Origin of the sequence: Mesorhizobium sp. M6A.T.Ce.TU.002.03.1.1, assembly GCF_003997275.1 — a bacterium.
Classification (GTDB): domain Bacteria; phylum Pseudomonadota; class Alphaproteobacteria; order Rhizobiales; family Rhizobiaceae; genus Mesorhizobium; species Mesorhizobium mediterraneum.
In genome coordinates this window covers 34,084-57,542 of record NZ_RZTI01000027.1, presented here as the reverse complement: position 1 = coordinate 57,542, position 23,459 = coordinate 34,084, and the positions used below count along the sequence as shown (strand labels likewise).

At 63.9% G+C, this 23,459-nt stretch carries 22 protein-coding genes; 9 read left to right on the top strand and 13 right to left on the bottom strand.

Going from position 1 to position 23,459, the window contains the following annotated elements; genetic code table 11:
* Window positions 1–320 (bottom strand): LysR substrate-binding domain-containing protein (locus EOC93_RS35345; RefSeq protein ID WP_281033135.1); only part of this gene is annotated, 320 nt, incomplete at its 3' end.
* Between the two features lie 313 nt (window positions 321–633).
* On the opposite strand from EOC93_RS35345, the gene EOC93_RS11510 reads away from it, so the two are divergent.
* Window positions 634–1,908 carry a hypothetical protein gene (locus tag EOC93_RS11510; RefSeq protein WP_245329876.1) on the top strand — a complete coding sequence of 425 codons (1,275 nt, stop codon included), beginning with the start codon at window positions 634–636 and terminating at the stop codon, window positions 1,906–1,908.
* 49 nt (window positions 1,909–1,957) lie between these two features.
* On the opposite strand, the gene EOC93_RS11505 is transcribed toward EOC93_RS11510, so the two are convergent.
* Window positions 1,958–2,869, bottom strand: a complete 912-nt coding sequence (locus EOC93_RS11505) for a LysR family transcriptional regulator (protein ID WP_127204663.1) — start codon at window positions 2,867–2,869, stop codon at window positions 1,958–1,960.
* 159 nt (window positions 2,870–3,028) lie between these two features.
* Between EOC93_RS11505 and EOC93_RS11500 the strand changes: the two genes are divergently transcribed.
* The gene (locus EOC93_RS11500; protein ID WP_206072955.1) at window positions 3,029–3,925 is read left to right on the top strand and encodes an MBL fold metallo-hydrolase; all 897 of its coding nucleotides are present in this window, start codon (window positions 3,029–3,031) and stop codon (window positions 3,923–3,925) included.
* Window positions 3,926–4,142: 217 nt separating this feature from the next.
* Here EOC93_RS11500 and EOC93_RS11490 read toward each other — a convergent pair whose 3' ends face one another.
* Window positions 4,143–4,961: a phosphosulfolactate synthase gene (locus tag EOC93_RS11490; RefSeq protein WP_095485644.1), complete on the bottom strand. Its 819-nt coding sequence runs from the start codon at window positions 4,959–4,961 to the stop codon at window positions 4,143–4,145.
* Between the two features lie 115 nt (window positions 4,962–5,076).
* On the opposite strand from EOC93_RS11490, the gene EOC93_RS11485 reads away from it, so the two are divergent.
* The gene (locus EOC93_RS11485; protein ID WP_095485643.1) at window positions 5,077–6,204 is read left to right on the top strand and encodes a CapA family protein; all 1,128 of its coding nucleotides are present in this window, start codon (window positions 5,077–5,079) and stop codon (window positions 6,202–6,204) included.
* A gap of 27 nt (window positions 6,205–6,231) precedes the next feature.
* On the opposite strand, the gene EOC93_RS11480 is transcribed toward EOC93_RS11485, so the two are convergent.
* The 3 genes from EOC93_RS11480 to EOC93_RS11470 all read right to left on the bottom strand — a co-directional run bounded on the left by EOC93_RS11480 (window position 6,232) and on the right by EOC93_RS11470 (window position 7,890).
* Window positions 6,232–6,636, bottom strand: a complete 405-nt coding sequence (locus EOC93_RS11480; RefSeq protein WP_095485642.1) for a c-type cytochrome — start codon at window positions 6,634–6,636, stop codon at window positions 6,232–6,234.
* A 163-nt stretch (window positions 6,637–6,799) separates the two neighbouring features.
* Window positions 6,800–7,417, bottom strand: coding sequence for a hypothetical protein (locus EOC93_RS11475; RefSeq protein WP_095485641.1), 618 nt, complete (start codon window positions 7,415–7,417; stop codon window positions 6,800–6,802).
* Between the two features lie 113 nt (window positions 7,418–7,530).
* Complete coding sequence (locus tag EOC93_RS11470) at window positions 7,531–7,890, bottom strand: hypothetical protein (RefSeq protein WP_095485640.1); 360 nt, start codon at window positions 7,888–7,890, stop codon at window positions 7,531–7,533.
* A gap of 356 nt (window positions 7,891–8,246) precedes the next feature.
* Here EOC93_RS11470 and EOC93_RS11465 point away from each other — a divergent pair, with 356 nt between their 5' ends.
* Window positions 8,247–9,398, top strand: coding sequence for a helix-turn-helix transcriptional regulator (locus tag EOC93_RS11465; RefSeq protein ID WP_127204662.1), 1,152 nt, complete (start codon window positions 8,247–8,249; stop codon window positions 9,396–9,398).
* A gap of 11 nt (window positions 9,399–9,409) precedes the next feature.
* Here the strand turns inward: EOC93_RS11465 and EOC93_RS11460 are convergent, their stop codons facing one another.
* Window positions 9,410–10,111, bottom strand: coding sequence for a response regulator transcription factor (locus tag EOC93_RS11460; RefSeq protein WP_127204661.1), 702 nt, complete (start codon window positions 10,109–10,111; stop codon window positions 9,410–9,412).
* Between the two features lie 282 nt (window positions 10,112–10,393).
* On the opposite strand from EOC93_RS11460, the gene EOC93_RS11455 reads away from it, so the two are divergent.
* Window positions 10,394–13,054 carry a PAS domain-containing sensor histidine kinase gene (locus EOC93_RS11455; RefSeq protein ID WP_127204660.1) on the top strand — a complete coding sequence of 887 codons (2,661 nt, stop codon included), beginning with the start codon at window positions 10,394–10,396 and terminating at the stop codon, window positions 13,052–13,054.
* Window positions 13,051–13,764: a response regulator transcription factor gene (locus tag EOC93_RS11450; RefSeq protein ID WP_095485636.1), complete on the top strand. Its 714-nt coding sequence runs from the start codon at window positions 13,051–13,053 to the stop codon at window positions 13,762–13,764. The genes EOC93_RS11455 and EOC93_RS11450 overlap by 4 nt, the downstream gene beginning before the upstream one ends.
* A 49-nt stretch (window positions 13,765–13,813) precedes the next feature.
* On the opposite strand, the gene EOC93_RS11445 is transcribed toward EOC93_RS11450, so the two are convergent.
* Window positions 13,814–14,509, bottom strand: coding sequence for a hypothetical protein (locus EOC93_RS11445; protein ID WP_127204659.1), 696 nt, complete (start codon window positions 14,507–14,509; stop codon window positions 13,814–13,816).
* A gap of 327 nt (window positions 14,510–14,836) precedes the next feature.
* On the opposite strand from EOC93_RS11445, the gene EOC93_RS11440 reads away from it, so the two are divergent.
* Together EOC93_RS11440 and EOC93_RS11435 are read left to right on the top strand one after the other, a co-directional pair.
* Window positions 14,837–15,322 carry a hypothetical protein gene (locus EOC93_RS11440; protein ID WP_126107019.1) on the top strand — a complete coding sequence of 162 codons (486 nt, stop codon included), beginning with the start codon at window positions 14,837–14,839 and terminating at the stop codon, window positions 15,320–15,322.
* Window positions 15,323–15,417: 95 nt separating this feature from the next.
* A complete protein-coding gene (locus EOC93_RS11435; protein WP_127204658.1) occupies window positions 15,418–16,287 on the top strand; it encodes an ADYC domain-containing protein in 870 nt (289 codons plus the stop codon).
* Window positions 16,288–16,399: 112 nt separating this feature from the next.
* Here the strand turns inward: EOC93_RS11435 and EOC93_RS11430 are convergent, their stop codons facing one another.
* The 5 genes from EOC93_RS11430 to EOC93_RS11410 all read right to left on the bottom strand — a co-directional run bounded on the left by EOC93_RS11430 (window position 16,400) and on the right by EOC93_RS11410 (window position 22,922).
* A complete protein-coding gene (locus tag EOC93_RS11430; protein WP_095485632.1) occupies window positions 16,400–17,269 on the bottom strand; it encodes a patatin-like phospholipase family protein in 870 nt (289 codons plus the stop codon).
* A 20-nt stretch (window positions 17,270–17,289) separates the two neighbouring features.
* Window positions 17,290–18,540: a pitrilysin family protein gene (locus EOC93_RS11425; RefSeq protein ID WP_245461439.1), complete on the bottom strand. Its 1,251-nt coding sequence runs from the start codon at window positions 18,538–18,540 to the stop codon at window positions 17,290–17,292.
* A 276-nt stretch (window positions 18,541–18,816) separates the two neighbouring features.
* Window positions 18,817–20,181: a pitrilysin family protein gene (locus EOC93_RS11420; RefSeq protein WP_127204656.1), complete on the bottom strand. Its 1,365-nt coding sequence runs from the start codon at window positions 20,179–20,181 to the stop codon at window positions 18,817–18,819.
* Window positions 20,182–20,278: 97 nt separating this feature from the next.
* Entirely contained in the window at window positions 20,279–20,833 is a 555-nt protein-coding gene (gene rsmD, locus EOC93_RS11415) for a 16S rRNA (guanine(966)-N(2))-methyltransferase RsmD (RefSeq protein WP_127204655.1), read from the bottom strand.
* Complete coding sequence (locus tag EOC93_RS11410; protein ID WP_127204654.1) at window positions 20,814–22,922, bottom strand: pseudouridine synthase; 2,109 nt, start codon at window positions 22,920–22,922, stop codon at window positions 20,814–20,816. The genes rsmD and EOC93_RS11410 overlap by 20 nt, the downstream gene beginning before the upstream one ends.
* A gap of 77 nt (window positions 22,923–22,999) precedes the next feature.
* Between EOC93_RS11410 and EOC93_RS11405 the strand changes: the two genes are divergently transcribed.
* Window positions 23,000–23,452, top strand: coding sequence for a nucleoside deaminase (locus tag EOC93_RS11405; RefSeq protein ID WP_095485627.1), 453 nt, complete (start codon window positions 23,000–23,002; stop codon window positions 23,450–23,452).
* Window positions 23,453–23,459 lie beyond the last annotated feature (7 nt).

The following is a 23,459-nucleotide window of genomic DNA, read 5'->3' as shown; positions in this document are numbered from 1 at the left end:
TTTCGGCCATCAGCGCCTCGCTCCACCCTTACAGCGCCCGCCCCTCCCAGCTTCAGTCCTTCTCCCGCTCGGCCGCGACCAGGATCTCGACAAACCTCGTCACCTTGGGGCGGCCGGAAGCGCGCGGCGGGGTAGACCGTGTAGATGCCTCCGGAGGGAGGGCGCCACTCGGGCAGGATGTGGACGAGCCGCCCTGAGGCCAGCTCATCCCGCACCAGGAAATCCGCCGACAGGCCGGCGCCGGCGCGGACGGCCGCCAGCACTGCCGGCGTTGCTTCGATGGCGATCGTGGCCTGCATGCGCATAGGTAGCCGGCTCATTCAAAGCCGTGTCGTCGGTCAAAAGCGAGAATGCCGGTCCACCTCTGCCACGGCGGTCATCCGGTGACCGGCGTGCGGTTGACGAATCGTCGAGAAGCCTTTCGACAATCGGCGCCGGAACCTTTTTTGTTTTAGAATGTTCTAATGCTTCGGCTGCATTCCGTTTCGCGTGGAATTCAGGCCCGCGAACCAAAGATGACCGCCGATTGGCAATCGTCTTTGGGAGGGACGTGACATGCCCTTGCGTTTCAACGGTACAGCAACAATTTTCGCTCTGCTCCTGTCTTCAAGCTTGATCCCCGCCGCGGCTCAAATGAGCGCGAAAGAGAAAATAAGCGGGAAGGATTTCGACAACGCTGCCGCCGAGCAGGCCAAGCGCTATCTCGAGGAAGGTCGCGAGACATTCCGCTTCGACACCTTCGGCAGCGAGGATTTCTGGGGCGGCAAACTTAAACTCCACGAGGCAATCGCAGGTGAGAAGCTGGGCGGCACGGGACCCGGCCTGAGCCCACAGAAAGCCCTCGAACTCGGCCTCAAGGTCGATGTGAACGCCATTCCCAAGGATGTGGCCGATGCGCTCAACAAGGGCGCGGTCGACCTCGCAGATCCCGCGAGCACGCTTGTCCTGCTGAGAGCCAATGCCGTTGTCGGGGTGACCGGGTTCTTCGCCGAGGACGGAAAGACGCTGACTTCGGTGGGCATCCAATGCGCGGTGTGCCATTCAACCGTCGATGACGCCTATGCGCCCGGGATCGGACAACGGCTGGACGGCTGGCCCAACCGTGACCTGAATATCGGCGCGATCGTTGCCCTCGCACCTGATCTCACGGCGTTCACCGAGATGCTGCAGATATCCGAAGCGGAGGTGAAGAAGGCGGTTGAGGCGTGGGGTCCCGGGAAGTTCGATGCCGAACTGAACCTCGATGGCAAAGCATTCCGGCCGGACGGCAAGACGGCCGCCACGCTCAATCCGGCGGCATTCGGATTGGCCGGTGTAAACAACCACACATGGACCGGAGCCTGGGGCACGGTGAGCTACTGGAACGCTTATGTGGGCAATCTCGAGATGCACGGGAAAGGCGTGTTTTACGATCCGCGCCTTGATGACGCCGAGAAGTATCCGGTCGCAGCACGAACGAAGCAGGGCCACAAGCAGGACAAGCAGGACCGGATTACGGCCAAGTTGCCGGCGCTCCATTTCTATCAACTTTCGCTGCCGACACCGAAACCGCCGGAGGGCGCCTTCGACAGCGCCGCTGCGGAGAAAGGAGAGGTTCTCTTCAACGACAAGGCCAAATGCGGCACTTGCCACGTGCCACCGCTCTTCACGGAACCGGGCTGGAACCTGCATACCGCCGACGAGATAGGGATCGATGATTTCCAGGCGATGCGATCTCCGGACGAGCGCTACCGGACGGCATCGCTGCGAGCCCTTTGGGACATCGAGAAAATTCACAAGGGCGGTTTCTACCACGATGGGCGGTTCGCCACACTCGATGACGTTGTCGAGCACTATGACGGTCATCTGAGCCTTGACCTAACCGATCAGGAAAAGAGTGATCTGATCGAATACCTGAAGTCGATTTGACCCGGCAGGCTTGAGCGAAGACCATCCCTCCAACAACGCGCGTGACATTTCACAGCGCGCTCCCCTCCCCGACCAAACCCTCCTTCTGCTCAGCCGCAATCAGCATCTCAACAAACCTCGTCACCTTGGGCGGCCGGAAGCGCGCGGCGGGGTAGACCGTGTAGATGCCGCCGGAGGGCAGCTGCCATTCGGGCAGGATGTGGACGAGCCGCCCTGCGGCCAGCTCATCCCGCACCAAAAAATCCGGCAGCACCGACAGGCCGGCGCCGGCGCGGACGGCCGCCAGCACTGCCGGCGTCGCGTCGATGGCGATCGTTGCCTGCATGCGCACGGCCTCATGCTCGGCGTCGCCGCGCGAAAATTGCCATAGCAGCGGTTCGCGCAGCACCATGTTGGCGACGAAGGGTAGCCCGGCAAGGTCTTGCGGTTCGCCGGCCGTGAAGCGCCCGGCAAACTCAGCGCCGCACACCATGAATTGCCGGAAGGTGCCGATCCGTCGCGCCTGCAGGCTGGAATCGGCCAGCCAGCCGACGCGGATCGCCACGTCCATCCCGCCGGAAGCCAGGTCGATCGTCTCGTCGCCCAGAGTCAGCTCCACCCGGCAGGCGGGATAGCGCGCGCTGAAGGCGGCGACCACCGGCACCACCGCCGACGTGCCGTAGTCGTTGGGCGCCGCAATGCGCAGTGTGCCGGTCGGCTCGGTGGCCGCCTGCGCGAGCTCGTCGAAGGCATCCTCGGCCTGCTGCAGGACTTGTAGGCAGCGGGCATGGAATGTCCGGCCGGCTTCGGTCGGATGGACACGCCGCGTCGTGCGGATCAGCAGCGTCGTTCCGACATCGCGCTCCAGCCGCGCCACCTGCTGGCTGACGACCGCCTTGGTGATGCCCAGCCGCTCGGCGGCCCGCGTGAAGGAGCCGGCATCGACCACCGCGGCGAAATAGGCCAGCCGGTTCAGGTTCATGCGTGGCTCATGGCAAATGCGACCTCATTGTCAGGCAATGGCATACATTACGTCTATTTTGTTGGCCTTCAATACGCATTCTACCTTTGCCATCTTCCTAAGATCGAGGCTGCGCGGGAGCCGCCCGAAGTCGGCATTTTCAAACCCCAGGAGACGTCCATGTTCACACGGAGAGCCATCATGAAAACCACCCTCGCCGCCGGCGCCGCCGCCGTCTTCGCTCCCGCCGGGCTTGGCCATGCAGCTGGCGGACTTTCCTGGAAACATTTTCCGGCTGGGGAAAACGGCTTCTTTCGCGCCCCCGTGCTGATCACCGGCGCCTCCGAGGCGCTGCTGATCGACGGCGGTTTCACCTACCCCGACGGCCGAGCCGTGGCCGAGGCGACCAAGGCGACCGGCAAGACGCTGACCACCATCTATGTCAGCCAGTCCGACCCGGACTATTATTTCGGCCTCAAGCCGATCAAGGAGGCTTTCCCGCAGGCACGGGTGATCGCCGCAGCCGAGACGGTGGCCGCCATCAACGGCAGCGTCGACAAGAAAATCGCCGTTTGGGGGCCGCAGCTCAAGGAGAACGGCCCGCAGGCGCTCGCCGATATCGTCATCCCCGAAGTGTTCGACGGTAAGACGCTCACCGTCGATGGCGAGGCCATCGAGATCGTCGACGCGGAAGGCCTCGCCAACCGGCGCTATCTCTCGGTGCCGTCGCTGAATGCGGTGTTCGGCGGGGTGATGATTTTTTCGGGCGTGCATGTCTGGACCGCCGACACGCCGAGCAAAGAACAGCGCGCCGCCTGGCTCGCCAATCTCGAAAAGATCGCTGCCGCCAAGCCAGAAATCGTCGTGCCCGGCCACATGACGCCGCAGGCCGCCACCGACCTGTCGGGCGTTGAGCACACCAAGGCGTATCTCATTGCCTTCGAGGAAGAACTGGCCAAGGCCAAGGACGCGGCCGCGCTCAAGGGCGCCATGGAGGCCCGCTTCCCCGGCCTCGGCATGGGCGTCGCGCTCGACATCGGCTCCAAGGTCGCCACCGGCGAGATGAAGTGGGGCTGAGGGCGGCAATCTTTCCTTCTCCCCTTGTGGGAGAAGGTGGCCGCGAAGCGGTCGGATGAGGGGTGCTCCAGCTTGGCAAGGACGGCGCTCCGTCCAACAACCCTCATCCGGCTCGACGCTGCGCGCCGATCCACCTTCTCCCACAAGGGGAGAAGGCAAGGGGCGAGGGGCGGCGCAAAGCTGGAGTGATTGCCCTTCGCGGTCGCTCAAACGCCCCTCACCCAATGTTCTGAATCCGCCCCCAGGTGCTCTTGGTTCCCCAGATGCCGGAGCGTAGCGCCTCGAGCTGCACGATCTGGCTGTGGTCGACGAACAGATTGATCTCGTTGCCGTAGTTCTTGACGTACCATTCGAAGACCGCCGGGTCGGCGGCTTCGAACATCACCTTCTCCAGCTCGAGCTCGTTGATGATGCGGGCCACCACGTCGGTGCGCCAGGAGGTCACGTTTTCGGTGATTCCTTCACTCTCGATCATGATGATGTCGGCGCCGGCATCGAGGGCGCGCCTGGCCTGTGCGACCAGCCAGCCGACATCCCTGGTGCCTTCGGCTTCGAGCTCCTTGGCCGATGTGTCGCCACCGGCCCCGAACTGGATTCCGAGCTCCGGCTTGGCCTTGAGCCCGGCCTTTTTCACGGTTTCGACCAGGCGCAGCAGCGCTTCCGTGGGCAGGCTGATAAAGCCGGTGGAGATCTCGATCACGTCGAACCCCAGCGCCTTGGCTTCCTCGATGTAGCGGTCGACGGCGTCCGGGCCGAAGCGGAGGACATTCTCGATCCAGCCGCCCGTCGACACATAGGCATCGTGATCATGCGCAAGCTTGTTGATGGATTTCACCGCTTCGGGCGGCATCAGGGCGAATGATCCGCCGGCAAACTTGATGCCGTCGATCCAGTTGCCCATGATTTCCAGTACGTCGGCCAGATGGCGCGGCCCATAGGCGCTGTAATAAGGCCCGCGAATCTCGGTCAGGCCGGTCTTGCGCGGCTTGGAAGAGCGTGCGGCGCGCGGGATGAAGGAGAAGGCTGTGTCGGGCATTTCTGGCCTCGGCGGTCGGTTCTCCTGCGTTAACGATTTGGCCCGCGATCCGATCCCGCGCAAATTGGGCTGGAACCCTTGGCGTCACTGGTTGTTGGCGGGAAGGAGGTCTGGGATGCCGCAGATCGCGAACAATGCCGCCGCCCGAAGCAGCGCAAAACTGTTCCTGTGCGGCGACGTGATGCTCGGGCGCGGGATGGACCAGATCCTCGCCAATCCGGGCGACCCGCACCTGTCCGAGCGCTATGTCAAATCGGCGACGACCTATGTCGAGCTTGCCGAACGCATCAATGGCCCGATCCCTAGAAAGGTCGACGATGCCTATGTCTGGGGCGATGCGCTCAGCGAATTGGAGCGTGAAGCTCCCGATGCGCGCATCATCAATCTCGAGACCAGCATCACAACCAGCCTGTCCTTGGCGCCCAAGGGGATCAATTACAAGATGAACCCGGCCAACATCGGCTGCCTGGCGGCGGCGCGGGTTAGCTGCTGCGTGCTCGCTAACAACCATGTGCTCGACTGGGATGAGCCTGGCCTCGTCGAAACCCTCGGCACACTCCGGCATGCCGGCCTCGCCTATGCCGGGGCCGGCCTTGACGCGGACGAGGCGGCGGCGCCTGCCGCCATCGAACTGGCCGGCGGCGGCCGCGTGCTCGTGTTCGGCTTCGCGCTCGAGACGAGCGGCGTTCCAGCTTCATGGGCAGCCGGAGCCTACAAGCCAGGGATCAATCTGCTGGCGGATGTCTCTGCCCGGTCGCTCGCGCAGATCGCCCGATCCGTGGAGGCCATAAAACAGCCCGGCGACCTCGCGGTGGCCTCGATCCACTGGGGCGGCAACTGGGGCTACGAAGTCCCCGCGGAAGAACGCGCGCTTGCCCATGCTCTTATCGATGTTGCAGGTTTCGACGTCGTGCATGGGCACTCCTCCCACCATCCCAAGCCGATCGAAATCCATGACGGCCGGCTGATCCTTTATGGATGCGGTGACTTCCTCACCGACTATGAGGGAATTACGGGCTACGAAACCTTTCGCGGTCAACTTGCGCTGATGTACCTGCCGCGGCTCGCGATACCGGACGGCACGCTTGTTTCGCTCGACGTCGTGCCGTTCCAGCTCCGCAAATTCCGGCTAAACCGCGCCTCGCCCGAAAATGCCGTCTGGCTCGCGGCTATGCTCGAGCGCGAGTGCTCGCCTTTCGGCACTCATGTGGCGCTCGATAACCGTCTCACTGTCCTTTGGTGAAGCGCCTGCGGTTAGCAGCCAGCGATACTAATTTTCAAGCCTCTCCGGCCGTCCTCGGCCAAGCGCACCGTCGGCGCGGGCCTGCAGGTAGGCATAGATGTCGTCGATGTAGGGTGCGACGTTGGGATCGTCGGCGAAGCCCTTCATCACCGAAGGGCCGATGCGCACGCCGTCGCGAACGTTGCGGCGGAAGACCTCGATGGTGGGCAGCCGGTCGACAAGGGCCGAGGCGAACGTCGAGCCCATGCCATCGGGGCCATGGCAGTGATTGCAGCTGCCATGGTAGCGACGGAAGCCGTTGTAGGTTCGCGCGTCGACCTTAGCGCCGACAACTTCGTAGAACTTGCCCGCGGCCAGCTCAGCTTGCGAAGGCGCGCCGAAGCCGGCGGCAACGGTAAAGACGACGACAGACGGGATGAGCCATGGAGACATCGCCAAGGACGCGCGTGCGAAGAGTGACTGACTTCGACTAATCGCCGCTGCGCGCTGTCGCGAGCGCAAGCGAAAATCCAAAATAGTTGGAACCGTGCGGATTTTCGCTGGGTTTGGCGCGCCTCCGCTCATCCCAAACATTCGCGCCACTTCTCGAAACGTCTCAGTCGAAATTGGCCGGCGACGAGAACGGCCGATTGGCGTCGACAACGAAGATGGCCAGCTCATCGAGATCGTTTGTGCCGGCGTTGAACACCTCCATCGGCGTGTCGGCCCCGTGTCCGACCATCGTCGTGCCGGCTTCGGCATAGGCCACCCCGTGGGGTGTTCTCTGGCCGAGCTTGCCGGCCAGCACATAGAAGGCCTCCGGTCCCGGATGTGTATGGATCGGCGTCTTGACGCCGGGTGATCCACCGGCGCGGTTGACGCGCAGCAAATACTCGCTTGCGCTGATCGGAGGGACCGGTCCGATCTCGACGACCTTGGTTCCGCCGGTCGTAGAGCCATCCTTCGGTCCAAGCGTGAACAGCCAGACCTTGCCTGCGACCTCCGCCGCAAGCGAGGTCGGGCCCGCAGCGCTTTGGGCCTGCGCCAGCGTTGGGAAATTTTCCAGCCGCCAGTACAACGGTCCGGAAGGCAGTTCCCTCACCTTTTTCTCAACCACCGGCTCGACGGCGAATTTGCCGTCTGCGGGCATTGAGGCTGACGTCGTCAGTCCGAAAGCACACAGTGAGAACATAAGCAGGCCAATACGGCGGGCGCTGAGGGAATGCCGCTTCATGGTTGGTCCTCCTATCGATGCAACGTGCCCCGGATTGCGGTTGGTCGGCGGCTACGATGATGCAGCCAGCGCCGCCGCAACGCGCCTGCCCCCGGATCGCTCGACGGCGGTCATCAGTCAACGGCGAGCTTCGGAGAAGAAACCACGATCCCGTCTATCGGATGCGGGCTGACGACAAGCTTACCGCCAACGCGCAATATCTCGACGATCTGGTCCGACTCTCCCAGCTTGCCTGGCACCGAGAGCGCGACCTTCTGATTCTCGGTCAGTGTCGCCACGAAACGCACGGGCAAGCCAGCCTCGCCCTGCGCAATTGTGGTGACCACCCGATAGCCGTCCTCCTCCGGCGTGTAATAGACGACACCAAGAAAGCCGGCGAGATCGATGCTTTCGGCCTTCATGGCTCCAAGCTCGCCGGCATGCGCGGGCATCGCCGCCATGCAAAATGCTGCAAAAGCAATGTACTTGTACATAATGCTGCTCCATCCCGAATTGTCCGGGCCGAACCCGGCTCAAGGTTTCAGCAATAGATGTCGCGCGCCGTGATAGTCGGCGCACGCAGGCAGAATTCTTGATTAGTCCCCCCGGCTGCATCACTGTGGCGAAGGCTCGCGAGCCGGGAACGGCGCTGAACCCCACTGGTTGTCACAGTTCCGTGTGACCTTTTCTTCTGGGGCGCAAGCATTTCACTGCCCGGTTGCTTGCGCATCCCCTGTTTGGGGGAGATAATCGGAATTTAAGCGATCGCTAAAGTTTGGAGAGGCGAGAGCACTGTGAGAGCGCGCGGCTTTCCGCGTCGGACGCGCTGTCGACATGCGGGGGGCCGTCGATGGCCAAGGCATTGTCGCATCATGAGCTGTCGAAGCTGATCGGCTCGATCTACGATTGCGCACTCGACCCGGAGCGATGGGAGCACGCGCTTGCCGGGATCAGGGATGCGCTCAACGCCCAGACAGCGGTCCTGCACCTTGACGACCTCACCAACGACCGGCTGCTGATCCACAGGACCGTGGGAATAGAGCCATACTGGCTGGAGCAACAGGCGAAACACATCCCCGAGATCCATGCTCGGCTGATCGAGGATCTCGCGACATGGCCTTCACTCGAAATGCCGCATGTGGTCTCACGCCATATCCCTCAAACCGCCGTGGAGACCTCCCGATATTTTCAGGAGTGGCTGAAGCCGCAAGGCCTGGTCGACATCATGTCGTTCTTCCTGATCCACACCCCTACCCGTCTTGCCGGCTTCGCCGTTGCCCGACATAAGCGGCAAGGCCTTATCACCGAGCGCGAAATCAAGCTTGGCGGACTGTTGCTGCCGCATATGCGCCGCTCCGTGATGATCAGCAACATGCTCGACATGGGCACGATCGAGCGCGCACGGGTGGCCGAAGCGCTCGATGCGCTCACATGCGCCGTAGTCCTCACCAATGAACGTGGCGCGATCCTGCACGCCAACCACGCGGCCAAGCACATGCTGCGGAGCGGCGGCCCGGTCCAGGATGTCCATGGCATACTGCAAGCGAAGATCCCGTCGGCTTCCAGGGAGCTTCACAGCGCCATCATGCTTGCGGCTCAGGATGATGCGAGCATCGGCAAGACAGGGCTTGCCGTCCTCCTCACCGAACCCGGCCTGCCGCCCGTCTTCGCCCGCGTGCTGCCGATGGCCGGCGGCGATCTGCGCGCCGGCATGGATCCCGCGGCGGTAGCCGCGGTGTTCATCGGCAATGCACCAGACGAGCATGACGCCGCCGACATGCTGGCGAGAGCCTTTGGGCTTACGCTGGCCGAAACCCGCGTGCTTGCCAGCCTTCTCGCCGGGCACACCCTGGCCGAGACCGGCGCCAGCCTTCACATTGCCAGCACGACCACGAAGACGCATCTCGACAATATCTTCCAGAAGACCGGCGTCTCCCGTCAGGCCGATCTGATGCGCCTTGTCATGCAGATCGTTCCGCCCGCGGGGCAGCCTGTTCCCTGAACTACAGTCATTCACCGCTTTGGATACAGGTATCCAACGCCGCGGATCGTCTTGATCAGCTCCGGCTTGGCCGGGTCCTTTTCGAGCCGGCGGCGCAGCCGCGTGATACGGCTGTCGATGCTGCGGTCGAAGGGCTCGTCGCCCCTGGGTGGCGCAAGGTCGAGCAATTCGTCGCGACCAATGACCTGGCCGGCCCGGGTGGCGAAGGCGGCCACCAGATCAAGCTCCATCGGCGTCAGCGGAATGGCCACGCCGTTGGCGTCGACGAGGTTTCTCGCGCGGGCGTCAAACACATAGGTTCCGAAGGCGAAATGCCCGGCCGGCAAAGCGTCGGCATTGTTCAATCCCTTCGGCCTGCGCCTGCGCAACACCGCGGCGATCCTGGCTTCCAGCTCGACTGGTGCAAAGGGCTTTGCCAGATAGTCGTCCGCGCCGACCTCGAGACCCGCCACCTTGTCGAAGACCGAATCGGCGCCGGTCAGCATCAGGATGCCGGTGTCGTGATGCTCGCGCAGCCAGCGGGCCAGGCTAAAGCCGTTCTCGCCCGGCATATTGAGGTCGAGCACGACAAGATCCGCCTTCGCCGCCGCGATCGTCTCGCGCAATTCGGCACCGCCGGATGCCGTGCGCATGCGGTAGCCTTTCGCCTGCAAATAGTCGGCGATCATGAACGCAACGTCGGTCTCGTCGTCCACGACAATGATGTCGGCCATGCGTTCCCCCGCGGCGAGCGACGCTCCAAACCTACAGGGCGCATTAACCCCGGGTCAATGTGCCCTGTCTGCTGCCGATTTCGGGCTGGTTCGACACAATTGAAACAATAGAGGCCGGGAGATTCGGTTCGCGGCATCTTCGTGAAACATCCCGCGGTTATTTGTCGAACGTCCCAGGCGGATGGCCGAGCAGGCGGCTTGACAGGCCGCGGGCCGTTCAGTCCATTGGCCCGCACGGAACAGCAACCGTCGTGACGGCGCATCCGTCTGTGGAGACCTCGCGTGACGACCTCCTCGAAGCTGTCCAGGCATTACGCGTCGTTGATGGCGGCCTGCGTTTTGCCTCTCCTCCTGCTTGTCGCCGGCATCGGCCTCTACCAGTTCTACACCCTGCAACAGTCATTTTTTCCCTATTCGATCATTTTGGTCGGGTTGCTTGTCTCGGCATTCGCTTTGCACCGAATGCTTCTGAGGGAGGTCGTCGGCCCGGCGATCTCGCTTGTCGAGCATGTCCGCTCCGGCGCCGCCGGCGAAAGCACCGACCCCGGGGCCGCGATCAAAACCTCGGCGCTTTGGCAGCCCTGGATAGACATGGCTTCGAGCATCTTCGCCGAAAACCGCAGGGCGCTGCGCGAGCTGGCCGACAGTGAGCAGCGCTACCGCAATGTTGTCGAGGCGCAGACGGAATATATCATCCGGGTCGCGCCCGATGGGCGCATGAGCTTCGCCAATGACGCCTACTGCCGCCTCGTCGGCAGGACGCGTGAGGAGTTGCTGAGCCCGGACTGGCACTATTTCAACTCGTTTTCCGCCGATTTCGGCAGCTTCGACGAGATCATCGGTCGAGTGACCCCGGAACGGCCGGTTTGCGAAGTGGAAGAGACCGGCACCCTGAGCGATGGCCGCAAGGTCCACATTCATTGGACCGATCGCGGCATCTTCGACGCCAGCGGCAAGCTCATCGAAATACAGTCGATCGGACGCGATGTTGCCGAGCAGAAACTCGCCCGTCAGGCACTCGAGGCCAGCGAGCAGCGCTACCGCAGCGTGGTCGAGCTGCAGACCGAGTTCGTCGTCCGGATGTCGCCGGAGGGTCATTTGAGCTTCGTCAACGACGCCTATTGCCGGGCGTGCCGGATGACCCGTGAACAGCTTCTCGACCCGTCCTGGTGCGAACTCGATGTGCTGCCGCCCGACGAACGGCGCAGGTTCCTGGACCACCTTGCCCGCCTCACCCCGCAGGCGCCGGATGCCAGCATGGAACTTCTCAATGCGATGCCGGATGGCGTGCGCCGATGGCTCGCCTGGAACGATCATGGCATTTTCGACAGCGACGGGCGCCTTGTCGAAGTGCAGTCCGTCGGCCGCGACATCTCCGACCGCGTCCTGGCCGAGCAAGCCAGAATTGAAGCCGAGAAACTGTTGGCCGAACGGGAGGCGCAGTTTCGCGCCATAGCCGAAGGCGTGCCGCTGCCGATCACCATCTCGGCAATAGAAGGCCCCGAAATCCTGTTCGTCAACGAGCCGGCGCGCAGGACGCTCGGCATCGAAGTCGGCCAGACCGGAGCCGAAGCGACGTCGACCTGGGAAGACCTCTCGCGGCGAGACCATCTCCTGCGGCTGTTGCTGAGAGACGGCATCGTCGATGCATTCGAAGCCGGCATGACCAATATGCAAGGCTCAAGAATGGATACGTTGGTTTCGGCGCGGCTGATCACGCAGGCCGGCCGTTCGGCCATGCTTGCCGCCGTCACCGACATTACCCGCCAGCGCGAAGCCGAGGCGGAGATCGCCCGCCAGCGCGAAACGCTGTACCAGTCGGAAAAGCTCTCCGCTCTCGGTTCGCTGCTGGCCGGCGTGGCGCACGAACTCAACAATCCGCTGTCGGTCGTCATCGGCTACAGTTCGATGCTAAAGGAATTCTCGACGGACAAGGCGACAGTGGGACGCGCCGACAAGATCCACGCGGCGGCCGAGCGATGCTCGCGAATCGTCCGCACCTTTCTGGCGATGGCCCGCAAAAAGCCGCCGACACGGGGCGCCGTCGACATCAATGAAGTCGTGGTCGCTTCGCTGGAGCTCGCCGCCTACAGCCTGCGTTCGGCTGGGGTCGAGATCCGCACCGAGCTGGCGGAACCGCTCCCCAATATCTGGGGTGATAGGGACCAGCTTCATCAGGTCATCACCAACCTGGTGGTCAATGCGCAGCAAGCTCTGCTGCAGGTTCCGCACCCGCGGCGGCTGACCATCGTCACGTCAGGGGAAGGCGATGCCGTCGAGGTGGTTGTCGCTGACAATGGCCCAGGCATGCCGGAGACTGTGCGCGCGCGCGCTTTTGAGCCTTTCTACACGACCAAAATGGCCGGCGAAGGCACCGGGGTCGGGCTGTCTGTCTGCCAGGGCATCGTGACGGCACACGACGGCAGCATAGAGCTGGATTCGACGCAGGGCGGCGGCGCACGGTTCACGGTCCGGCTTCCGAGCGGCAAGGCAGAGACGGCTCCTGCGCCCGAGGCTGCCGGAAGGGCGCCGCCTGCGCCATCGGCGGCACGAATTCTGGTGGTCGACGACGATGCCGACATTGCCTCGATGATCGCCGAGATGCTGCGCCGCGACGGCCACGACGTCACCATTGCCGACGATGCGAATGCCGCCCTCAAGGCTGTGCGCGCGGATGGAATCGATCTGTTGATCAGCGATATACGCATGCCCGGCCTCGACGGCCCCGGCCTCTATCGCGCGCTGGAGCAACTGCGTCCCGGACTCGCCAATCGGCTTCTGTTCGTGACCGGCGACACGCTGGCGCCCGAGATCGATCGCTTCATCGGCGAGACGGGCGCGCCGGTGATCGAGAAACCACTCGATCCGCAGACCTTTCGGAGGCTCGTGATGGAGCGCCTGAGGGCGATGGAGACCAGCGCAATGGAAGAGGCTAAAGCGTGACAAAACAGAAATTGCTCATTGTCGACGACGAAGCGCCCTTGCGCGAGATGCTGTCGGATTACCTGCTCATGCACGGCTTCGACGTTCGATCCGTTCCGGATGGGGCGGGAATGCTGACCGAACTCGATCGCTTTGGCCCCGACCTCGTCATTCTCGACGTCAATCTCGTCGGCGAAAGCGGCTACGACCTCGCCCGCGAAATCGCCAAGGGCAGCCGCGTCGGCATCCTGATGCTGACCGCGGTCGGAGACCTGCCGCATCGGCTCGAAGGTCTTGCCGCCGGCGCCGACGACTATATGGCCAAGCCGTTCGAGCCGCGCGAACTCCTGGCGCGTGTTAGGAGCGTCATCCGGCGCCTGGGCGAGGAAGAACAGACCCCGGAAAATCGCATCCGTTTCGGTGGCTGCATCCTCGATATGGACGGCCGCACGATGGTCGATTTGGATGGCGCCGACGTGCAGTTGACGTCCATGGAATTCGACCTGCTGTGCGTCTTCGCGCGCCATCCCCGGCAGATATTGTCGCGCGACCAGCTGTGCAGGCTGGCCCACAACCGCGACCTCGAGCCGGGCGACCGGAGCATCGACATCCGCATCACCCGACTGCGCAAGAAGTTCGAGAGCGAGCCCGACGCTCCGACCGTTCTGGTGACGGTTCGCGGCGAAGGCTATGTCTACGAGCCTGCCCAGGACGACGCGCGGCGCCGGTAGATACGGCGCTTCAAAGAGGCTGAGCCGTCCAGCTGTGACGGTTCACAGCTTACGCGATCGGCTTGCGCGCCCGGCGAAATTCCCTTCGCAGGCTTCGAGCCGTGTCGCGCGCGACCGGTATGGTCCAGCGCGCGGTCATCGTCGCGATCAGCAGCCCGGCAACCGGATCGATGAAGCGGGCAATGATCGTGCCTTCCCAAATCATGGCTGTTGCGAGCGACGCGGCGATGAGCAGGTTCGACGAGAGCTTGTCCGAAAACAGACAGATTTGCGCGCGGGCCAGCGCGGAAGCGGCAGCATTGTTGCGGGCTTTCCACCGGCGCAGGATCCAGAAATTGATCGCCGCGTAGGCCCCGTTCAGGCTCATGGCGAGAACAATGCCGGGACCGTGGGGTTCGACGCCGCCGACGGTGATCCGCTGGATGGCGATGCCGGCGACGACTGCCATGGAAAAGCACATGCCGACGGCGGCCAGCCCATTGACGAGCGTCTCGGCCAGGGCTGCTCGCCGCTTGTTCATGCCCAGTTTCTTGCTGCCGCCAGCCACAACCAGGACTGAGACCAGCACCAGCATGTCCATCAGCGTCAGGGCGAGATCGGCACGGATGGTCAGCGATGTGGATGTCGCCGCCGCATATGCCGTCAAAAGCAGGCCCGGCGTGCCCGCCAGCACCGCCAGACGTGCCGTTCGGGCAGCCGTCGCCTCGCCGTTCAGTCTGTCATCGGTTTTTCGCGCAGGTTGCATCGCCAGAGATCTCCTCGTTCTGGCGTCACCGATGAGGCAGGGATGTTGCACTGATTTGCCGATTTGCCGGCTGAAGGTTTCCTTTGTGTCGCCGCACCGGGCGCACGCCGCGATTGTTCATTTGAGGGGATGCAGACGCGGGGGCGTCATGCCCGTCTGCATCACGACAAGGCGGACGTTCGCTGATCAAGCGCACTGCCCGGATCGCAACAACTGAAACAATTCGGACGGATTTCGGCATTCGTCCGAAACAGTCGGGAGCGAAAAGCCGCGCCATGGAGCGAACCCGATGGGACGGCTCCGCTGAAAACGAAAAGGGAAATCAACATGAATCGCTTCAAGACTTACCTAGCTGCTGCCTCAGCAATGGCCTGCGTCGCGGCTCCGGCTAGCGCGGCGGGCCCGGAAGGCTCCAACGGCAAATCGCTGAACGGCCTGGAGAAGAATTCGCTGACCAGTAACTCGCTCACCAGCAATTCGTTGACCAGCAACGGCCTCGGCGTCCTTGCGCTCAACGGCGTGCATGCTGACGGCATCGTTCTGGCGAAGAGTCTCGCTCCGGCCAGCAAGTCTATCGTCGACCCGAATGTCCGCTCCATCATCGACCCAAATATTCGCAGTCTACCGGCTGTCCAGCACGGCAGCGGCTCGGTGATCGATCCTAATTTCGGCAATCTGCCGGCTGTCCAGAAGGGCAACGTCCGGGCATCGACCGCAGGTAAGAAAAGCAGCGGCCTTCCGTCTGGCCAGCACGGCACCGGTAGCGGCGCCGGGACCAACCATGACCGGCCAACCCCTTCGCCGAGGCGTTGATATCCGGCGTCCGTGATCAATGGAACGGATGGCGTTGTGCTGTCCGTTCTCTTTGGCCGCGCTTCACCTGCTAGATATGCCGTCAGGAACCAACAATGTCAGCCCACAGAAACCGCCTCGTTCATATCGGCCGCCACGCGTTGGTTGCTGTCGCCGCAGCCATTTCCAGCATGGCCGCCATGCCTCCCGCCGAGGCCGGGACCGGACATGCGATCAGCTCGATCTCCGTTGTCGGCACCAGATTCGAGGTGACGACGGCAGATGGTCGCGTTGTCGCTCAGGAGGATCTCGTCGGCGCCGTTCTGACGATTGGTGGTGACGGACAGGACCGGATGCCACTGCGCATCGACGCGGTCGAGATCGATCCGAGGAACCCGGATGGCGAGATCATGCTCTACACCATGTCGGCCCGCGACGCGGCAAGCGGTGCATGGCGCAACATCTGCGAGCCGGACATCGAGGGCCGGCGCATGGGCTTTCCGCTCGGCGGCACCTGGACGCAGGATGGTCGCCATTTGCCATCCGACACGGCGTTCAGCATTACCTGCACCGGCGGCGCCCAGGCGAAATGCGTGCGCTTCGGCTATCGCCCCTGGGAAAAGTCACCGGACGGCACTTCGCTCTGGGATCATCATCAAGCATGCACCCGCATGATCCGCGCTGATTATTGCGGCGATGGCGTCGGCCATACCCGCAACGGGACGCCGATCGTCATCTATGATCGCAAGGGCATTCAGCAGGACGAGGCCGCGCCTGATATGTCGTTCGAGGCGGCCTGGAGTGCCGACGGCGCGCTTTGCGTCAGCCACACCAGAATACCCGACGTGCTCACGATGGAGGGTCTGGCGGCGATCTGCCCAGGCGTGCGGCAGCAGCCACAGATAGCGGCGTGCGAAAGCGATGCCGGGGCGCTGATCCTCAACCGTTCGATCGATCCGCGAACGGTTCAGGCCGCAGCGAAATAGTCATAGCGCGGAAGATCTGCTGGGCTTGTCGGAGTGCGGATGTCCCGAATGGTCAAACGCATGCGCTCGTTCGACTGAGGCCATCAAGCATCCGACCTTCCGCGCCACTCCCTCACCCACCCACCTGCTTGGTGCGCTTGGCCGCGTCGACCTTGGCTCGCGCCTCCACCGCCTTCTCGATCTCGCGCTTCAGCTCGTCCTTGATCGCTACCGTTTCGGCCATCAAGGCGTCGATCTTCATGAAATCGAGCACCCGGTATTTCGACACTGCCGGGCGGATCAGAATGTCGGGCCGGCTCTGCATCAGCTTGGCGGCGATGATCGACTGCATCATCAATTGCGTCGCGCCGAACATCAGGTCGACGGAGGTTGGATGTTTGCGCCCGGCTTCGGTCGGTGCGCCAACGACGTCGACGGCGATGATGATGTCGGCGTCGAGTTCGATCAAGTCGAACGGCACCGGATTGTAGATGCCGCCGTCGATCAGCAGCGTGCCGTCGCGCATCACCGGGCGGAACACCGCGGGGATAGCCGCCGAGGCGGCCAGCGCCGAGTGCAGGTCGCCGTCGTTGAGCACGGCTAGCTTATGGCCGAAGAAATCCGTCGCCGTCACCTTTAGCGGTATGGACAGTTCGGCGAAGGTTTCGGGAATGGCGTCGGGCAGGAATGCCTTGAGAATACGCTCGACATTGAACTGGCTGACCCGTAGCCCGCCTTGCAGCACCTCGGCGAAGGTGCCGGGCCGCGCCCGCCACATGCGCGTCGCCACCTCGGCGCGGCGGCTGAGGATCGAGCGCGTATAGGCGTGCATGTCCTTGCCTGTCATGCCCGACGCCATGCAGGCGCCCATGATGGCGCCGATCGACGAGCCTGAGATGGCAACCGGTCTTATGCCCAGCTCGTCCAGCGCCTCGATGACATGGATATGCGCCAGACCGCGTGCGCCACCGCCGCCAAAGGCGATGCCGAAGCTCGGGCTCATCCTTTGCCCCTCATTTGGGCTCATTCCTTCTTGGCCTCGCCGAGCTTCGGTCCGACGACCATGATGGCCGGCTCGGCGGAGAGCAGCTTTTTTGCTGCCGCCTTGACCTGATCCAGCGTCACCGCGTTGATGAGGGCGGCGCGCCGCTGCATGTAATCAATGCCGAGCTTGTCGAGCTGCAGTTCGAGCAGCGTCGCGGCGATGGCGCCGGACGAGTTTAGATTGTTGATGGCGTAGGCGCCGATCATGTATTTCTTGGTCGCGGCCAGTTCCGCTTCGGTCGGCCCCTCCTCAGCCATGCGCCTCACCACCGCGCGCACGACCGCCAGCGTCTCCGCCGCCCGGTCCGAGCGGGTCGCAGTGGTGATGGCCAGTGCGTTGGCATGCTGATGATCGACCAGGTCGGAACTGACGCTGTAGGCCAGGCCACGCTTTTCGCGCACCTCGTCGAACAGCCGTGAGGTGAAGGCGCTGCCGCCAAGAATCTCGTTCATCAGCACCGCGGCGAAGAAATCCGGCGCACTGCGCTTGACGCCGGGATAGGCCAGTTGCAGCGAAGTCTGCGGCTGATCGTAATTGACCTCGAGCTGCTGGTTGAGTTTCGGATCCGTATCGGCGACCGCGCTGAGCGCCTGGTGTTCCGGCAGGCCGCCGAAGACCATATCGAGCTTTTTCTTCAACGTCTCGGCATCGATAGCGCCGACCACCGCCACATGCAGCCCGTCGCGGGCGAAGTTCGCCTTGTGAAAGGCGATGAGATCGTCCGGTGCGATCGTGGCGATGCTTTGCCTGGTGCCCTGGTCTGGTCGTGCATAGGGATGGGTGCGGTATAGTGCTTCCAGCCATTTGCGCTGGGCGACCGTGTCGGGGTCAAGCTCGTTGGCGATGATGCCGGACAGCACTTGCGCGCGGATGCGGTCGATTGGCGCCTGGTCGAAACGCGGCTCGGTGACCGCCAGCCGCAACAGGTCGAACGCCGCGTCCCGCTGCTCGGCCAGCATGCGCATCGAGCCGTAGGTGCCGTCGCGCGCCGCTTCGAAGCTCATCTCGGCGCCGACGTCGTCCAGCTTTATCTGGAAGGCCTCGCTGTCGAGATCGCCGGCGCCCTCGTCGAACAGGCCGCTCATCAGATTGGCGAGACCTTCCTTACCAGCCGGATCCTGCGTCGTGCCGCCGTCGAAGACGAAGCGGATGGCGACGAGCGGCACGGAATAGTCCTCCACCAGCCAGGCAGTGATGCCCTTTGACGAGGTCACCTCCTGGATGCTCATGGCCGCGCGAGCGGAAAGCGCCGGCAGGACGAGGAAGAGCAGGGAGAGAAGTAAAGTGAGTACAGGTGCGACGGCACGCCGGGCCTTGCCTTCTCCCCTTGTGGGAGAAGGTGGATTGGCGCGAAGCGCCAAGACGGTTGAGGGGTGTTGGACGGAGCGCCGTCGACGCCAAGCTGGAACACCCCTCATCCGGCCGAGCTTCGCTCGGCCACCTTCTCCCACAACAAGGGGAGAAGGCAAGATCGGGCAGCGCATGAAGCTCAAGCTCATCATCAATCAATTCCCTGCCTGTGTCTGCGGCAAGAGATAGCCTGATGTCGAATGGTTGAGATTGAGGTAGCGCGCGGCAACCGCCTTGACTTCGTCGGCGGTGACCTTGCGGATGCGGCCCGGCCATTTCTCGACATCCCTGACGGTGCCGCCGGTGGCGAGCGTCGCGCCGTAGATGTTGGCCATCGAATCCTGCTTGTCGCGGGCGAAGATCATCGAGCGAACGAAACGATCCTTGGCCTTCTCCAACTCGCCTGGTGTGACGCCGTCCTTGGCGATGCGGGCGACCTCGACCTCGACTGCCGCCTGGACGTCGGCCAGCTTGGCGTCGCCGCGCGGCGCGCCATAGACGGTGAAGTTGCTGGCATCGAGCATGGTGCCCTGGAAGAAGGCGCCGGCCTCGGCGGCGATGCCTTGCTTGACGACCAGCTGCTGGTGGAGCCGGCTGCGGCTGCCGCCGCCGAGGATCTCCGCCAGCAGGTCCAGCGCTTCCGCTTCGCCCGGCTTTGCAGTGTGATAGGAGGGAACCACCCATTGCGTCGAAAAGTTCGGCACGCTGACGCGCGCGTCAGTGAGTGTCACCGTGCGCCTGGTGTTCTGTTCGGGTTCGACCGGACGGATGCGCGGCGGCAGGTCTGGGCCACGCGCAATCTTGCCATAGGTCTTTTCGGCCAGCGCCTTGACCACTTCCGGCTCGACATCGCCGGCCACCACCAGCACGGCGTTGTTGGGCGTGTAATATTTGTCGTAAAAGGCCTTGGCGTCGGTGCGGTTCAGCTTCTCCATCTCCTGCATCCAGCCGATCACCGGAATGCGGTAGGGCTGGTTCTGCCAGAGCGTGGCGTCGACCTCCTCGCCGAGCACTGCCTGCGGATTGCTGTCGATGCGGGAGCGGCGCTCCTCGAGGATCACGTCGCGCTCGGTGGCGATGACATCGTCGTTGAGGATGAGGTTGCGCATGCGATCGGCCTCGAAATCCATCATCTGCTCGAGCGCCTGCGGCACCACCGTCTCGTAAAAGGCGGTGTAGTCATACGAGGTGAAAGCGTTGTTGGAACCGCCGATGGCGGAGACGGCGCGGTCGAACGCGCCGGCGGCATGATTGGTCGTCGCCTTGAACATCAGATGCTCGAAAAAATGGGCGATGCCGGACTTGCCCGGCGGCTCATCCGCGCTGCCGATCTTGTACCACACCATATGAGTGACGATCGGCGCACGGTGATCGGGGATGACGACAACCTCCATGCCGTTGTCGAGCAGGAAATCCGTCACCTTGCCGTCGTCCGGCTTGGTGTCGGCCAGAACCGGGCCGGTCATCACGAGAGCCAGCGCCAAGAGCGTTCCGCGTAGCCATTCAGCCTGAGATGTCATCAATGGCTCCAGGTGTCATGGGGTGGGACGATAGGCGGGGATTGCGAAACAGGCAAAGTGATTTGTTCGTCATTTTCGCGCGCAAAGGCGGCCGAACTCAGGCGGCTTCGATGAAGCGGATGACGGTCTCGCCGTAGTTGCGCTCGTCGACAACCGAAAAGCCCGGCCCTGCGTCGAAGGGCGCCACCGCCGCCTCCTCGACGACGCAGAGCCCGCCGGGCGCGAGCCAGCCGCCAGCCTTGGCCGAGCGCAAGGCACGCTCGCCCAGGCCCTTGCCATAGGGCGGATCGGCGAACACCAGGCCGAACGCGGCCATCGTGCCCGCCTCGCCCAAAGCCGTGGCGTCGCGGCGGAATATCTTGGTGCGCCCGGTCAGGCCGAAGGCCTCGACATTGGTGCGGATCAGGCCGCGCCCTTCGGCCGATTCTTCGATGAAGACGCCGTAAGACGCACCGCGTGACAGCGCCTCGAGGCCGAGCGCGCCGGTGCCGGCGAACAGGTCGAGCACACGGGCCCCGTCCAGCCTATCGGGGAAGCGATGCGCCAGCACGTTGAAGACAGCCTCGCGCGTGCGGTCGGTCGTCGGGCGGATGGCGCTTGAACGGGGCGTCGCCAGCGGACGCCCGCGAAATTCACCGCCGACGATCCGCATTGCCTCCCCTTGATCCCCCAGGGCCACTGCGCGGCCGGTCGCCATCACTCTTGCCGGAATTTGGGCGTTCGCCACGCGGCTTGCCGAACGGCTTTGCGCCTCCGGGTTTTCCACCTCCCGGTCCACTGGCGGGCTTGCCATAGGACGGCTTGAACGAGGCCTTGCGTGCCTTGGTTTCGGCTGCCTTGGCGGCATCGGCCTCCGCCCTGCCTTTGCCGATCGGCCGCGCGCCTGGCGCCATCCAGACATTGGCCTTGCGCTGGCCCGGCGGCTCGATCGGGCGCTGCTCGCGTTCGGACTTCTTCCCGCCGCCCGGTCTGCCGCCAAAGCCGCCTGGCCCGCTACGTTCAGATTTGGGGCCACGCTCACCAAAGCTCTTTTCCGGCCCAAAGCTTCTGCCTGGACTTGTCGACAGCTTGCCCAGCGCCTCGTCGCGGCTGCCTTCGCGGCGCTTGCGGTTCTTGATCAATCCGCCTTCGCCGATCGGACGGCGTTCGCCGTCGCGGGTGAATTTCGGCCGCTCCGGTTCCTCTTCCCGCACCGCTTCACGCCGTACCGGCTTGTTGGAAAACGGCTTGGTGATCTCGGCGTCGAAATTGGCGCCGGACTCCTCGACCAGGCGTTCGCCGAGCTGGTCGCGCAGCACGCGGCCCTTGATCTCCAGCACATGACCCTCGGGCAGGTCGTCGAGCTGGAACGGCCCGTAGGAAATGCGGATCAGCCGTGTCACGTCGAGACCAAGCGAGCCCAGTATGTTCCTGACCTCGCGGTTCTTGCCTTCGCGCAGGCCGAGAGTCAGCCAGGCATTGGTGCCTTGCTCGCGGTCGAGCGTCGCCTCGATGGCGCCGTAGAAGACGCCGTCGACGGCGATGCCTTCGCGCAAGCCGGCGAGCGCACTTTCCTCGACCTTGCCGTGGACGCGCACGCGGTAGCGCCTGAGCCAGCCGGTGGCCGGCAATTCGAGCACGCGCGACAGGCCGCCATCATTGGTAAGCAACAGCAGCCCTTCGGTGTTGATGTCGAGCCGGCCGATGGTCATCAGCCGCGGCAGGTCGGCCGGCAGCACGTCGAAGACGGTCTTGCGGCCCTCGGGATCACGGTTGGTGGTGACCACGCCAGCCGGCTTGTGGAACAGGAACAGCCGGGTGCGCTCGATCGGCGGGATCTCCATGCCGTCGAGATGGATGATATCGCCGGGCATCACATTGAAGGCGGGCGAGGACAGCACCCTTCCATTGACCTTGACGCGGCCGGCTGCGATCAGCTCCTCTGCATCGCGGCGCGAGGCAAGGCCGGCGCGGGCCAGCCGCTTGGCAATGCGCTCGCCAGCCTCTTCCGTCGCCTCGGCGGGACGCGGGCGCGGCTTGAAACCACCGCCTGATGTCCCCGGGGGTCGATCACCGCCGAAATCGCGCTTGGGCCGATCGCCGAAGTCGCGCTTGGGGCGATCACTGAAGTCTCCCTTGGGACGGTCGAAGCGCCTTTCGCCACGCTCGCCTTCGGCAGCCGCCGGCCGGTCGCCGCGCGGCGCGTAGGGCTTGCGCGGACCTTCGCGCTTCTCATAAGGCTTGCCTTCCGGACGCGGCCCTTTGCCGAACGGCCTGTCGCCGCCCTTGAAGTCGTGCGTCGGCCGCTCGCCTTCGGCCGCCATCGGGCGGTCGCCCCGCGGCGCATATGGCTTGCGCGGCCCCTCGCGCTTTTCATAGGGCTTGCCTTCCGGACGCGGCCCTTTGCTGAATGGCCTATCGCCGCTTTTGAAGTCACGCTTTGGCCGCTCGCCATCAGCCGCCATCGGCCGGTCGCCGCGCGGCGCGTAGGGCTTGCGTGGACCCTCGCGCTTTTCATAGGGCTTGCCTTCAGGGCGCGGTCCCTTGCTGAACGGCTTATCGCCGCTTTTGAAGTCGCGCTTCGGCCGCTCGCCGTCAGCCGCCATCGGTCGGTCGCCGCGTGGCGCGTAAGGTTTTTTCGCGCCGAAAGACGGCTTACCGCCTTTGCCGGCAGCGGCGTCACGACCACGCGGGCCCGACGGTTTCGGGCCGTTCTTGCGCGGGCCTTTTTGACCCGGGAATTTCTTGTTTTTGTCGTCCATGTGGCCTTTGCTCGTTTGGGCGGGTAGATAACAGGATCGCGCCTGAGTAGCGAGGAGATAATAGGAATGGAAACCGCTTGAGGCGGCCGGATTTCATGGCGCTGGCGCTGAAAGAGGCCGAAACTGCCGCCTTGCGCGGCGAAGTGCCGGTCGGCGCGGTCATCGCCAGCGGCGATACGGTCGTTGCCAGTGCCGGCAACCGCACCCGCGAGCTTGCCGATCCCACGGCCCATGCCGAAATGCTGGTGATCCGCGAAGCCTGCAGCAAGCTGTCGAGCGAGCGGCTCACCGGCCACGATCTCTATGTGACGCTGGAGCCCTGCGCCATGTGCGCCGGCGCCATTTCCTTCGCCAGGCTGCGCCGGCTCTATTTCGGCGCCGCCGACGAGAAGGGCGGCGCTGTGGTCAACGGCGTCCGCTTCTTCGCCTCACCGACCTGCCACCATGTGCCAGACATCTACCCAGGCATGGCCGAGAGCGACGCGGCGCTGCTTCTGAAGGATTTTTTCAGGGAGCGACGCGAACCGTAGCGGCGCC

What these genes read in the sequence shown, in the direction of transcription:
- EOC93_RS11510 (WP_245329876.1), top strand. Translation starts at nt 634, where the DNA reads ATGAGCGCGAAAGAGAAAATAAGCGGGAAGGATTTCGACAACGCTGCC.
- EOC93_RS11505 (WP_127204663.1), bottom strand. Translation starts at nt 2,869, where the DNA reads ATGAACCTGAACCGGCTGGCCTATTTCGCCGCGGTGGTCGATGCCGGC.
- EOC93_RS11500 (WP_206072955.1), top strand. Translation starts at nt 3,029, where the DNA reads ATGTTCACACGGAGAGCCATCATGAAAACCACCCTCGCCGCCGGCGCC.
- EOC93_RS11490 (WP_095485644.1), bottom strand. Translation starts at nt 4,961, where the DNA reads ATGCCCGACACAGCCTTCTCCTTCATCCCGCGCGCCGCACGCTCTTCC.
- EOC93_RS11485 (WP_095485643.1), top strand. Translation starts at nt 5,077, where the DNA reads ATGCCGCAGATCGCGAACAATGCCGCCGCCCGAAGCAGCGCAAAACTG.
- EOC93_RS11480 (WP_095485642.1), bottom strand. Translation starts at nt 6,636, where the DNA reads ATGTCTCCATGGCTCATCCCGTCTGTCGTCGTCTTTACCGTTGCCGCC.
- EOC93_RS11475 (WP_095485641.1), bottom strand. Translation starts at nt 7,417, where the DNA reads ATGAAGCGGCATTCCCTCAGCGCCCGCCGTATTGGCCTGCTTATGTTC.
- EOC93_RS11470 (WP_095485640.1), bottom strand. Translation starts at nt 7,890, where the DNA reads ATGTACAAGTACATTGCTTTTGCAGCATTTTGCATGGCGGCGATGCCC.
- EOC93_RS11465 (WP_127204662.1), top strand. Translation starts at nt 8,247, where the DNA reads ATGGCCAAGGCATTGTCGCATCATGAGCTGTCGAAGCTGATCGGCTCG.
- EOC93_RS11460 (WP_127204661.1), bottom strand. Translation starts at nt 10,111, where the DNA reads ATGGCCGACATCATTGTCGTGGACGACGAGACCGACGTTGCGTTCATG.
- EOC93_RS11445 (WP_127204659.1), bottom strand. Translation starts at nt 14,509, where the DNA reads ATGCAACCTGCGCGAAAAACCGATGACAGACTGAACGGCGAGGCGACG.
- EOC93_RS11440 (WP_126107019.1), top strand. Translation starts at nt 14,837, where the DNA reads ATGAATCGCTTCAAGACTTACCTAGCTGCTGCCTCAGCAATGGCCTGC.
- EOC93_RS11435 (WP_127204658.1), top strand. Translation starts at nt 15,418, where the DNA reads ATGTCAGCCCACAGAAACCGCCTCGTTCATATCGGCCGCCACGCGTTG.
- EOC93_RS11430 (WP_095485632.1), bottom strand. Translation starts at nt 17,269, where the DNA reads ATGAGCCCGAGCTTCGGCATCGCCTTTGGCGGCGGTGGCGCACGCGGT.
- EOC93_RS11425 (WP_245461439.1), bottom strand. Translation starts at nt 18,540, where the DNA reads ATGAGCATCCAGGAGGTGACCTCGTCAAAGGGCATCACTGCCTGGCTG.
- EOC93_RS11420 (WP_127204656.1), bottom strand. Translation starts at nt 20,181, where the DNA reads ATGACATCTCAGGCTGAATGGCTACGCGGAACGCTCTTGGCGCTGGCT.
- rsmD (WP_127204655.1), bottom strand. Translation starts at nt 20,833, where the DNA reads ATGCGGATCGTCGGCGGTGAATTTCGCGGGCGTCCGCTGGCGACGCCC.
- EOC93_RS11410 (WP_127204654.1), bottom strand. Translation starts at nt 22,922, where the DNA reads ATGGACGACAAAAACAAGAAATTCCCGGGTCAAAAAGGCCCGCGCAAG.